We start from the raw sequence: 12,530 nt of genomic DNA on the forward strand, positions 1-12,530 counted from the left end.
TCCTCCTTAGAAGAGGGAGGTTTTATTATCAAGCATATATTTTGTTAAATATAAAAAATCTTCGCTTTCTGCAGTATTTAGGTTACATTTTAATATTATAGGTATTATCTGCGTCAAACACGCTAAAGCTTTTATAACATTTGGTTATGTATCACTCATATCAAGGGCTATAACGTTATGTATATCCGCACAGATCAAGGCCTCATCCCCTTTTTGCCTCGCTGATATGGTAGACGAGTAAACATACTTGTTTTTATAGAGCGAATTCATTTTCAAATCTTTCCCTCGCAAGCTAAAGATCTACATGACTCAATAAATCGCGCAAATCTCTCATGTTATCAAAATTAAAATTATCAAAACAAAATTTACGCCCATGGTACCCTTCAAAATATTTTATATGGAGCTTCATAGCATTCATTTTTTCATCTAACTCGTCCAAGTTTATATGACGAAATCTACGAAAAATGCTGTAAATGCTGTCTCTCCTTGAATATGTGCTAAGTCAGCAGAAGTGGTGGCTATAATGTGCTTTAAATTCTGTTCCAGCATAAAAGGTTTGAATAAATCCATAGCGCCAATACCCCATCACTTCTGGTATGAACAATTGAATACCCTTCATCAACAAACAAAGCTACATTTTCATATGGAAAAACAGTTTCTATTAAAACTCCGATTTTTCGTTCAAATTCCCCTCGCAATCCCGTCTCAGAGATCATACTTCCTAAATTAACTTCTAAGATGATAGATCTATTCACCATAGACTTAAGATTAATTAAGCCCTAAAGAAAGCTCACGTACAAAATACAAAAGAAGTCTTTCCACATGCAGCAGAACCAGAACTAACAATGCTTTTCTTATAAGCGCAAAATTAAGAAACCATCGGCCATTCTTATTGCATCTTCACGACAGATATATGGAGATCTTCTTCCTAAACCAAGGACATCCAAAGTAGACTCCACATTTCCTCATATCCCTAGCCAATAGCATTGCATCTCTACTCTGTAAATACATTATTACCTCAAACTGTAGATAGAACGGATCACACGACCCCTTCCAATATTTTTAGTTATGACAATAAAGAAGAAAAAATCAAAGATTTTACTTTAGAAGATATAGAAGAAGAAGACTTGATCTTTGTTCCTAATACCACTTTACTATTTGATTTTACTTTCATTTTAATCTCTTCGTTTAAAATAATATTTGGAAGAAACACCTCTCCCAAGTGTAATTTGGATATTTAGATCAAATCATGTCAATGAATACCTTTGGCAGCTTACTCAATTACAAAATTTCTCAAGACATGCTTTTTTTATAGCAGCTCAAATCTGTGATATTTATCCGAAGCGTTTTTTTTGTTTTTCAACGATAAGTACCTCCAACTATCTGCGCAGTTTATGATTTTTTGTACTTGTATGGACTTGCATAGGAGGCTGTTATGGCAAGACAAAGCGTTTTTTGAGATAGTGAGGCATTTGAGAAAACAAGTATAGGAACCCATGATCTGCAAGCAATCAAGCTTTGGTTAAAAAAATTAAATAATGGCGTTTTGCAAGGAATTCAAATTACCCTATTAATTGGAAAAATTTCTAACAGCACTATCCAGCTTTACAATGAAACCCATAAAAATGCTGAAGATAATGTTATATTTAGTTTGCTGATGAATCTGTTTGCAGACAATGTTATCAAGGAGAAATGCTCGAAGACAATGAAGAAGCGCCTCAATTTATAAACGATCATCTTGTCTCAACATGCAACTACCTGAGGCCTAAATATTGATTTACAAACAACAGCAAAAGCACGGCCTTGAATGAAGAAAAAATACAAAAACTATCATTGACAATGTTTCGAAAAAATGGACTCCAAGAATTTAGTTTATCCCTGTCCAAAGCGCGTCTGAATATAATCACTTAAGAGAGTTTCAAATTCTTCAGCAATATGGCTGCCACGCAAAGTCTTTACTTTCTGCCCCTCAATAAAAACAGGTGCAGCCGGATTTTCACCCATTCCAGGCAGTGAAATTCCAATATCAGCATGTTTTGATTCTCCTGGCCCATTAACGATACACCCCATCACCGCAACCTTCAAACTTTCAACACCAGGGTACTTTTCACGCCAGATGGGCATATTTTTATACAAATCCGCTTCAATTTTTTGCGCCAATTGCTGAAACACTGTCGAAGTTGTGCGACCACATCCAGGACAAGCCGCAACAACAGGCAAAAATTGCCGAAACCCCATCACCTGCAAAAGTTCTTGCCCAACCTTCACTTCTCGTGTCCGATCTCCCCCTGGTTTAGGGGTTAATGAAATACGGATTGTATCTCCAATTCCTTGCTGCAACAAAATTCCCAAAGCCACGGAAGAAGCCACAACACCCTTTGTCCCCATCCCTGCTTCTGTCAATCCCAAATGGAGTGCATAATCACAACGCTCTGCCAAATTGCTGTAAACAGCAATAAGATCTTGGACATCACTCACTTTAGCAGAAAGGATAATTTTATCACGCCCCAATCCCAACTCTTCAGCTAAAGCAGCTGAACGTAAAGCTGACTGCACAACAGTTTCTCGCATGACTTCAGCAACAGATAAAGGATTTTCCTGCTGTGCATTTTCATTCATAAGCTTTGTCAACAATACATTATCAAGAGATCCCCAATTCACACCAATGCGAATAGCTTTACGGTATCGACAAGCAATCTCGATAATTTCCGCGAACTGACGATCCTTTTTTGCACCAAAACCTATATTTCCAGGATTGATTCGATATTTCGCAAGAGCCTGCGCACACGCAGGATGTTCTGATAAAAGCTTGTGACCAATATAATGAAAATCCCCCACCAATGGCACAAAAAAGCCCAATCGCTCTAATCTCTCCTGTATTTTTGGCACAGCAGCAGCAGCTTCATCACGATCAACAGTGATCCGAACCAATTGGGAACCCGCCCGCCAAAGAGCCGCAATTTGTGCAACCGTTGCATCAACATCGGCAGTATCAGTATTGGTCATTGACTGCACAACAATTGGGTTATTCCCACCAACCATCACATTGCCAACCGCAACGGCAACCGACCGACGACGCTCAAGAGGTTTAGATAAAGAATACGCTGTACTCATCAAATCCTCAAATTTTCAAAAGCTGTGCTACTACTCATCATTTATGATAATGCTTTTCAAACTATAATTGAAAAATGAAGGAAAGACACCACTTCATTTGACCAAAACTCTTGATTTTTTTTCACATTATCGCCAAGCCAACACTCTCAATGCAACCTTTCAATTTTTAAGCCGTTATAGCAACACCCCAAATACAATTACAATTTTTATAAAACAGTATAACACATGAAGGAGGCAACAAATGTATCTGTTTTCAGCCCATGCAAAAAATGATAAAATTAAAAAACGCATTGCACAATTAAAAAGTAAACTTCCCCCTGTAAACCGTTGCTATTCTCATAATAAAAGCTTTGAAAACGTCTCTGAAATGCTTAACGTATGGAAACAAAAAAGGCGCCACGCGCTTTATCATCTTAATGACCGCATCACAGAATTAAAAAACAAAGTAAAAGGACATCCTAAAACGACTCTTGCATTGGCTGCAGGATTAGTTTTAACGAGCTTCTTTCTGATACACAAAAATTAAAACACGAACCAGCCTTTTGAATAACCTCCCTTTGATATTCGCTTCCTTCTAAGCCTAGCTCCTTTTTTAAGAGCCGGTTTGAATGAGACATTCTTCTAAATCACGTTAAAAAAATGTTACGGAACATCATAATTCTCTCGGTTAAAAATTCACCTCTCCGGACCCCCAAATATCCCCTTCCCTGCTGTGCCAATCCGATTACAGAGTGGTTTCTTTCAAGCAGATTCCACCTGCTCACGACTGATAGAATTCCTTCATACTGATAGAATTCCTTCATAGTCTAACCGAGCAAATTCCGTCCTGAATCTTTCATTCAACTTTATATTTCTACACTCGGTTGATACAAAAGGCCACTGAAATCAGGCAAAGATAACACTCTTATTTTCCCTCTTCATGACTGCACCTTATCATAGCCCTAAAGATAATATTTTATAGCAGCATAGATAAAAGCTTAAACAAATGCATCATAACAAACCAAATAAAATCCTCTAAAGTGAATGCCCAATTGCTATAAGAAAAGGGCATAAAAAACAAATGGAAAAGCCCCAAAATTTTATCCTCCAGAAGCAACACGCTGCGAAGTATCCACATACGTGATAACAGACATACCAGGAATAAGCTTTTCAGCTCCCTCCTGTCCAGGATCTAACGCAATACGCACAGAAATGCGCTGCGCAATTTTAATAAAATTGCCAATTGTAGTATCCGTTTTTAAAAGTGAAAATTCTGAACCTGTCGCAGGTGCAAAACGGACCACACGTCCTGTTAATTTCTTATTGTTCAATGCATCAACAGAAAAAATAACCGGTTGTCCAACCCGCATCTGAGAAAACTGCGTTTCTTTATAGTTTGCAATAATCCAAATATCATCAGAAATGACAGACACCAACTGCGTACCAGGCACAACATATTGCCCAACCCTGGCACCAACCAACCCAATATGCCCTGTTTTAGGAGATAAAATTTTAGTATGATCAAGATTAAGCTTAGCCAATTCAACGCCAACCTTTGCTCCTGCCACTTCTGACTGTAAACTTTGTCGTTCAAGATCCAATTGTTTTTGCAATTGGCGTTTTGTTTCAAGCGCTTCTAACAATTGCGAAAGAGGACGAGAAACAAAACTTGAAGCATCATTAAAGCCTAACTTTTTGTTTCCAGGTAGACCATTGGAAAATGCTCGCGAACGCGTTAACTCTGCTTCTGCTGCATTAATTTCTGCCTGCAAAATCTGAGCTTGCAACATAATACTTGCAAGTTTTGCATTTTTCGAATCCAGAATAGCTTGTGCCCGTGCAAACTGTTGGCGAAAGAGGGAATCATCGAGTTCAAATAAAAGCATTCCTTTTTCAACTCTTTGATAATCTTGCACATAAATCCGTGCAATCACTCCAGAGATCTGTGAACTGACCAGAGTAATATTCCCCTTAATTGAAGCATTATCGGTTATTTGAATCGCACTGACAAAAGGAGGAAGCCTCCAAGCCCATAAAATCAATAAAACACCAGTAACACCTGAAAGGAATGCAATAAGCGTCGCTTTTGACCGTAATGCTTTTATCATTTTTTGCACCCCTCTTCACTGACATTATCTTGCTTTCCGAGGAAACGCAAAGAGCATGACTGTACACATATTTTTATAAGAAAAAGAACAAATACAACTGTTGCAATATAAAAATAAAGCCGAAAAACATCATCATAAGCAAAAATATTTGCTGTTAACTTAAACTGTTCAATCAGCTTAGATGTTCCTTGTTCACTTCCCAAAAGATGGGGGACAGAAGCACCATAAAAAGGCGAAAATAAGGTGTGTCCATTCCCTGAAATAAGAGGATCTGTAGCAACAATATTTTGTGTTAAAGCCTCAAAGTTTTTATGGGCGAAAATAAACTGCAAACTGCTAAAAAGAGCCGAGCCCATCAATCCACCCGTCACTTGCGTCAGCAGAAAGACAGCAATAAAACTTAAAACGTAACGCGGTCCTCGTGCACCGGCTATTACAAATCCCTTACAAAGAGCAGGAGGTAAAAAAAGTGCGTAACTAAAACTAACCAACCCTTGACTCAACATCATATCTTGGGGGCGCGTTAAGTGGTTTACATGGCTGTCTAGATAAGCGCCTAGTGCCAAACAACCCAAAGATACAAGATAAAAATAATCCTCCCGCCCAACACGTAAAAAAAAGACACAAATCGCTCCCCCTAAAAGAGTTCCTAATATAACGGCAAAGTACATAGGTGCCATCTCACGATTAAACAAACCGAAAAGATTAAAAAATCCTATCGCTAAAGTTGATCGTTCTAACAAAAACACGTGAAAGACCAATAAAATGAGAACAGATTGTACCATTTCTTTACTGAAGAGCCAGCGTAAATCAATCAATGGTTTTTCTCTATTAAGTTCAATAATAATAGCAATAACCAAAGAGCACACAGCAAGTGCAAGTCCCCAACCAATCCATGGTGCTTCATACCACCAATATAATATACCAACGGACATAATGACTGCATTGAGTCCCAGACCAAGTGCAATCAAACTATAGCTTATCCAGTCTAATTTCTGAATAACCTTACTACGCACAACAGGAGTCAGAGGAAGAGCATAGATACATCCCAAACTGATAAGAACCAACCCCATTTCCATCGCTGAAAGACTTGTAAAACCAACACTTTCCAGTAAATCAGGCGAAATCAAACGTGATAAAGGTGCAGCTAAAGCTGCATTCATATAATTCAAACTAAGACCAATGGTAAACTTCTTTGCTGGTGCAAAAGCCTCCATCATATAAAGAAGCGCGAGTGAAGCCAATGGCGCCGCAGCAATACCGGCAAAAAAGCGTATGATCAGTGCGGAACGCAAATCCGTTACAAAGAGCTGCAAAATACAAACCAAAACAAATCCAAGGATTGATAATTCAGCGAAAGCACGAAGCCCAAATTGATAGCGAATTTTTATCAACATGATCGCAACGCTCACATTTGGCGCCATATAAGCAGCAACTAACCATGTTGTTTCAATCAAAGTTGCGTGGAAATCTCCCGTAAGCTGGACAATATTAGATTGAACAACATTTGCCCCTAGACCATAAGCCCATTGCAAAATAAAAGAGGCGAAAATATACACAAAGCATTTTGGCAAAGGCCCTGCGAAAATAACACCAGGGTGAGGAAAAGGTTTTCCTCTTCTTTTAGCAGACATAACCGTACTCTTTTTTCCGCCCATGTCGCCTTTTCCTGTGTAATCCGTTATGCCTCTACCAATAGAGCACCACCATCTGTCAGTTGATGAAAAAACTCATCTATCTTATGATTTGTTTCATCACTTGAATCCGGTCCTATCATTGCTCGAACTTGCAAGATCTGCTGTTCCAACACATCAAAAGAAAGATTCTCAACAGCAACAACGCGCTCCACCAAAAGAGAACATTCTGAAAAGGTAACACTAGCCACCCCCCCACAAACAGCAAACAACTTCTCCCCTGAAGAGGTGAGAACGCGAACACTCCCCAACACAATGCTTGCCACGACAGGTGCATGACGCGCCATAACTGTCAGCGCACCAAACGCTGAAGGAAGAACAACGGACACCACCTGCTCTGAAAACACAATTCTCTCAGGTGAGATAAGCTCAAACAAAAAATGCTCTTCTTTATTATTTTCCACCAAAATCTCCATGAAGCTTGATACAAGGACTTTTTGTTCTCTTTACGACAAGCATTCCTTATAGATTTCTCTTTATGAAGAAGCCTCTGCAATGAGACGCTTTCCTTTTTCAATGGCTTCATCAATCGAACCAACCATATAAAAAGCTGCTTCTGGTAAATCATCATAATCACCAGCACACAGACCTTTAAAGCCTTTGATTGTTTCTTCTAAAGGTACGAGTTTTCCAGGTGAACCAGTAAAAGCTTCAGCCACATGGAAAGGTTGCGAAAGGAAACGTTCAATTTTACGTGCCCTGCCCACTAGCAATTTATCATCTTCAGACAGCTCATCCATTCCAAGAATCGCAATAATATCTTGTAGCGCTCTATAGCGTTGCAAAATCGTTTGAACTTGACAAGCAACAGTATAATGCTCTTCTCCCACGACCAATGGATCAAGCATGCGTGAGAAAGAATCAAGCGGATCCACTGCAGGATAAATTCCCTTTTCAGCAATCGAACGCGAAAGAACCGTTGTTGCATCCAAATGGGCAAAAGAGGTTGCGGGCGCTGGATCTGTTAAGTCATCTGCAGGAACATAAATAGCCTGAACAGAAGTAATAGATCCTGTTTTTGTACTGGTAATACGCTCTTGCAAAGCGCCCATATCTGTTGCCAAAGTTGGCTGATAGCCCACAGCAGAAGGAATACGCCCTAAAAGCGCTGACACTTCAGCCCCTGCTTGAGTAAAACGGAAAATATTATCGACGAAGAAAAGAACGTCTTGTCCCTCATCACGGAAACTTTCTGCAATAGTCAATCCTGAAAGAGCCACACGCGCGCGCGCGCCTGGTGGCTCATTCATTTGCCCATAAACGAGCGCACATTTCGAACCTTGCGTTGAACCATTATTCTCTTTTGGATTCACATTCACACGGCTTTCGATCATCTCATAATAAAGATCATTTCCCTCACGTGTCCGTTCTCCCACACCTGCAAATACGGAATACCCACCATGTGCTTTTGCAATATTATTGATAAGCTCCATAATAAGAACGGTTTTACCAACACCAGCCCCACCAAACAAGCCAATCTTACCACCTTTGGAATAAGGTGCTAACAAATCAACGACTTTAATCCCCGTGACAAGAATTTCCGACACCGTTGACTGCTCAACATATTGTGGAGCGTCTTGGTGAATAGAACGGGTTTTTGTCGCTGCAATTGGCCCCACATTATCAACTGGCTCTCCAATCACATTCATAATACGACCAAGAGTTGCTTCTCCAACGGGAACACTGATTTGTGTTCCTGTATCAAAAACCTTTTGACCACGGACAAGACCATCGGTAGTATCCATGGCAATTGTCCGCACGGTATTTTCACCCAAATGCTGAGCAACTTCCAAAACCAACCGATTGCCCAAATTATCTGTTTCCAATGCATTGAGAATATTTGGCAACGCACCTTCAAACTGGACATCAACAACAGCACCAATAACCTGCTTTATCTCACCAACAGCGCCTTTTATAGGCGCATCTTTAAGAGTTAGATGCACATCCTTTTTAGGAGAAGACCGCCCAGACGTAGGCGAATCCTTTATGCCACTTTGAGATTTCGAGGCGGCTTTTTTCACGACTGGACGAGCAGCTGATTTCTTTTTTTCAACTTTTGCTGCTTCCTTGCTTGACGTCACTGCTTTTACCATCAATCTTTACCTTTTCAATTTAAAGCGCTTCAGCGCCCGCAATAATTTCGACCAATTCTGTCGTGATCTGTGCCTGACGCTGACGATTATAAGCCACCGTCAATTTATTAATCATTTCACCTGCATTGCGCGATGCATTGTCCATAGCAGTCATCTTTGCCCCCATCTCACCGGCAACATTTTCAAGCAAAGCTCGAAATATTTGTACCGAAAGATTGCGCGACACAAGCGCATCCAAAAGAGTAGCGGCATCGGGCTCATAATCATAAACAATTGGTTGTAGACCTTTGCTTTTATCTTCCTTTTCAAAAACCCCTCTTGTTTCAACAGCCTCTTTTGGAGAGATCATGGGGATTAAATTAAAAGCCGTTGGACACTGATTAATCACTGACACAAATTCAGAGTAAAACAGCGTACAAACATCAAAGGCCCTGTCATTAAATAAGTCGATGATCCGCTGACTAATTATCGCGGCCTCTGCAAAACCAACACGCTTTACAGAATGCAAATCAATATGATCAATCATAAAAGCTTTATAATCACGCGATAAAATATCGGCTCCCTTTTTACCTACGGTCAAAATTTTAACGATCTTGCCATCCGAAAGCAGTGCCTTAATCTGTTGGCGTGCACGACGCGCAATCTGTACATTGAAGGCACCACATAAACCACGTTCCGCAGTACAGACCACCAAAAGATGCACATCGTCTCGATCCGTCCCACGCATAAGAAGAGGCGCCTCAACAGCATCAACATCAACAGCAAGATTTGCCAAAATATTAGCCATCCGCTTGGCATAAGGGCGCGCTGACTGAGCCGCCTCTTGCGCACGATACAACCTTGCTGCAGCAACCATTTGCATGGCTTTGGTAATTTTCTGCGTTGCCTTAACCGAAGCGATACGGTCTCTAAGATCCTTTAACGACGCCATTTAAGCATTCCATCAATTCATCACGAAAAATTTTTCGCGTAAGTATTAAGGACATTAACCAATTTGTTCTTAAGTTCATCGGTTATCTGTTTTTTTTCAGCAATTGCCTGCAAAAGCTCTTGGTAGTCACCGCGCAGAAGAGTCAAAAGCCCCTGTTCGAATCGCGTGACATCAGAAACAGCCAAAGAATCAAGATAGCCATTCACACCAGCAAAAATAACAACAACTTGTTCCTCTGTTTTCAGCGGAGAAAATTGTGGCTGTTTCAAAAGCTCTGTCAAACGCGCCCCGCGATTTAAAAGACGCTGGGTTGAAGCATCCAAATCGGAACCAAATTGCGCAAAAGCAGCCATTTCGCGATATTGTGCTAATTCACCTTTGATCGAACCGGCAACCTGTTTCATCGCCTTAATTTGTGCAGAAGAACCAACACGCGACACAGAAAGACCAACATTCACAGCAGGACGAATTCCCTGATAGAACAGGTTTGTTTCTAAAAAGATTTGCCCATCAGTGATTGAAATCACATTTGTGGGGATATAAGCAGAAACATCATTCGCCTGCGTTTCAATGACGGGCAAAGCCGTCAAAGACCCAGAACCATTTTCAGCATTCAACTTTGCAGCGCGTTCTAGAAGACGTGAATGGAGATAGAAAACATCCCCGGGATAAGCTTCACGGCCAGGCGGACGACGAAGCAAAAGAGACATTTGTCGATAAGCAACCGCCTGTTTGGAAAGATCATCATAACCGATCAAAGCATGTTGACCATTATCACGGAAATATTCCCCCATTGCACACCCGGCAAGAGGTGCAATAAATTGTAATGGAGCAGGATCAGAAGCGGTAGCAGCGACAATAATGGAATATTCAAGGGCCCCACGTTCTTCCAAAACTTTAACGAATTGTGCAACCGTTGAACGTTTTTGACCAATAGCAACATAAATACAATATACTTTGTCTTGTTCACGCTCCGCATTTTTTTCGTGGAACGGTTTTTGATTTAAAAATGTATCGAGCAAAATTGCTGTTTTCCCTGTTTGACGATCACCGATCACCAACTCACGTTGTCCACGCCCAATGGGAATGAGTGCATCAATAGCTTTCAATCCGGTTGACATAGGTTCATGCACAGATTGACGCGGAATAATCCCTGGAGCCTTCACATCAACACGACGACGTTCTGTTGCTTTAACAGGCCCTTTGCCATCTATAGGGTTTCCAAGTGCATCGACAACACGGCCAAGCAAAGCTGGTCCCACAGGAACATCCACAATAGTGCCTAACCGTTTAACGGTATCACCTTCACGAATATCACGATCCGATCCAAAAATCACAACCCCGACATTATCAATTTCCAGATTCAAAGCCATACCACGTATACCATTTGAAAAGGAAACCATTTCCCCTGCTTGGACATTATCCAAACCATAAACCCGGGCGATACCATCCCCCACAGATAAAACCCAGCCAATTTCTGAAACTTCAGCCTTTTGGTCAAAGTTTCTGATTTGCTCTTTTAGAATTTTTGAAATTTCAGATGGTCTAATATCCATCAGCCGACCTCTTTTTTCAATGCAAGCTTAAGCGAAGATAATTTTGTTACAAGAGACGTATCAATCTGAGACGACCCCACACGAATGATCAATCCACCAAGAATCGTTGGATCAACAAGAATATGTAGTAAAACTTTTCCACCCACGACACCTTCCAAAGCTACACGCAACTCTTGTTCTTGATCAGAACTCAGCGGGCGAGCAGAAATAATCTGCGCCAAAACTTCTCTACGAGAGAGAGCGACACAACGCTGAAAAGCATGTAAAATACCAGATAAGGCAGAAAGCCGACGGTTTACTGCAATAACACGCAAAAAATTACCAACAATTTTACCAGTGCTCTCATCAGCAAATTTTATGTTCTTACAAACAGACTGCATCACTTTAACCTGCTCTTTTACTGAAAAGAATGGGCTCTGCACAAAGCGTTTTAAGTCTTCATTCTGATCCAAAACAAGCAAAAAAGATTGCACTGCCTTGTCAACCTTTTCAACAGCTTTCGCTTCTTGAACCAAATCAAAAAACGCTTGCGCATAACGTTGATCTACCAACGGCAGCGGTATAAGAGAAAATGAATCCGACACGAAATACCGCCTCTTTCCCTTGAGCAACTCTCTGATAGTTATCAGATGAAATGAAATAGGAATCCCAAATTTTAAGAACCTTCTCTTAAAACCTAGAACAAAAAACTTCTTGGTTTCTAGCATAGACACAACCGACTCGCAACACTGCAAATTGATGCTTTCTGAAAATTTTAACGAAAATATTCAAAATATTTTTAAAAAGGATTTTTCAGAATATGTAAGCCAGCACCATAGTTTGTCTGTATTTCTTTTTGACATTCTCTGAGAGATTTCTCAAGTCTCTTTTTTGTCATCATAAGTCGTCTCAAAAAAGAAGTAAAATAATTTTCTTCAGTATTAAAATGAGACATTTTTCTTAAATTTCCTTTTACCAAAAGAGTCTTCGCTACCGCTACCGCTACCACTACCGCTACCGCTACCACTACCGCTACCGCTACCGCTACCACTACCGCTACCGCTACCACTACCACT

10 protein-coding genes are annotated in these 12,530 nt (G+C 40.5%); 1 reads left to right on the forward strand and 9 read right to left on the reverse strand.

The features are described from left to right. Window positions 1-1,872 precede the first annotated feature (1,872 nt). A complete protein-coding gene (ispG, locus tag HNQ69_RS06010; RefSeq protein WP_183229152.1) occupies window positions 1,873-3,114 on the reverse strand; it encodes a flavodoxin-dependent (E)-4-hydroxy-3-methylbut-2-enyl-diphosphate synthase in 1,242 nt (413 codons plus the stop codon). A gap of 241 nt (window positions 3,115-3,355) precedes the next feature. On the opposite strand from ispG, the gene HNQ69_RS06015 reads away from it, so the two are divergent. Next, entirely contained in the window at window positions 3,356-3,640 is a 285-nt protein-coding gene (locus HNQ69_RS06015) for a hypothetical protein (protein ID WP_183229153.1), read from the forward strand. 553 nt (window positions 3,641-4,193) lie between these two features. Here the strand turns inward: HNQ69_RS06015 and HNQ69_RS06020 are convergent. The 8 genes from HNQ69_RS06020 to HNQ69_RS06055 form a co-directional block, all read right to left on the reverse strand. Beyond that, window positions 4,194-5,201: an HlyD family secretion protein gene (locus tag HNQ69_RS06020; protein ID WP_183229154.1), complete on the reverse strand. Its 1,008-nt coding sequence runs from the start codon at window positions 5,199-5,201 to the stop codon at window positions 4,194-4,196. Beyond that, on the reverse strand, window positions 5,198-6,859 hold the full coding sequence (locus HNQ69_RS06025) for an MFS transporter (protein WP_183229155.1): 1,662 nt from the start codon (window positions 6,857-6,859) through the stop codon (window positions 5,198-5,200). Before HNQ69_RS06025 ends, HNQ69_RS06020 begins: the two co-directional genes overlap by 4 nt. Window positions 6,860-6,882: 23 nt before the next feature. Beyond that, window positions 6,883-7,299: an ATP synthase subunit epsilon domain-containing protein gene (locus tag HNQ69_RS06030; protein WP_183229156.1), complete on the reverse strand. Its 417-nt coding sequence runs from the start codon at window positions 7,297-7,299 to the stop codon at window positions 6,883-6,885. 72 nt (window positions 7,300-7,371) lie between these two features. Beyond that, window positions 7,372-8,988 carry a F0F1 ATP synthase subunit beta gene (gene atpD, locus HNQ69_RS06035; RefSeq protein ID WP_183229157.1) on the reverse strand — a complete coding sequence of 539 codons (1,617 nt, stop codon included), beginning with the start codon at window positions 8,986-8,988 and terminating at the stop codon, window positions 7,372-7,374. A gap of 19 nt (window positions 8,989-9,007) precedes the next feature. Beyond that, entirely contained in the window at window positions 9,008-9,919 is a 912-nt protein-coding gene (locus HNQ69_RS06040) for a F0F1 ATP synthase subunit gamma (RefSeq protein WP_183229158.1), read from the reverse strand. A 20-nt stretch (window positions 9,920-9,939) separates the two neighbouring features. Further along, a complete protein-coding gene (gene atpA, locus HNQ69_RS06045; RefSeq protein ID WP_183229159.1) occupies window positions 9,940-11,475 on the reverse strand; it encodes a F0F1 ATP synthase subunit alpha in 1,536 nt (511 codons plus the stop codon). Then, entirely contained in the window at window positions 11,475-12,059 is a 585-nt protein-coding gene (gene atpH / locus HNQ69_RS06050; protein ID WP_183229160.1) for an ATP synthase F1 subunit delta, read from the reverse strand. The genes atpA and atpH overlap by 1 nt, the downstream gene beginning before the upstream one ends. A gap of 194 nt (window positions 12,060-12,253) precedes the next feature. After that, on the reverse strand, window positions 12,254-12,530 hold a 277-nt coding region (locus tag HNQ69_RS06055), incomplete at its 5' end, for a hypothetical protein (protein WP_210302702.1).

Origin of the sequence: Bartonella callosciuri, from assembly GCF_014203215.1 — a bacterium.
In the GTDB taxonomy this organism is placed as follows: Bacteria; Pseudomonadota; Alphaproteobacteria; order Rhizobiales; family Rhizobiaceae; genus Bartonella; species Bartonella callosciuri.

What these genes read in the sequence shown, in the direction of transcription:
- ispG (WP_183229152.1), bottom strand. Translation starts at nt 3,114, where the DNA reads ATGAGTACAGCGTATTCTTTATCTAAACCTCTTGAGCGTCGTCGGTCG.
- HNQ69_RS06015 (WP_183229153.1), top strand. Translation starts at nt 3,356, where the DNA reads ATGTATCTGTTTTCAGCCCATGCAAAAAATGATAAAATTAAAAAACGC.
- HNQ69_RS06020 (WP_183229154.1), bottom strand. Translation starts at nt 5,201, where the DNA reads ATGATAAAAGCATTACGGTCAAAAGCGACGCTTATTGCATTCCTTTCA.
- HNQ69_RS06025 (WP_183229155.1), bottom strand. Translation starts at nt 6,859, where the DNA reads ATGGGCGGAAAAAAGAGTACGGTTATGTCTGCTAAAAGAAGAGGAAAA.
- atpD (WP_183229157.1), bottom strand. Translation starts at nt 8,988, where the DNA reads ATGGTAAAAGCAGTGACGTCAAGCAAGGAAGCAGCAAAAGTTGAAAAA.
- HNQ69_RS06040 (WP_183229158.1), bottom strand. Translation starts at nt 9,919, where the DNA reads ATGGCGTCGTTAAAGGATCTTAGAGACCGTATCGCTTCGGTTAAGGCA.
- atpA (WP_183229159.1), bottom strand. Translation starts at nt 11,475, where the DNA reads ATGGATATTAGACCATCTGAAATTTCAAAAATTCTAAAAGAGCAAATC.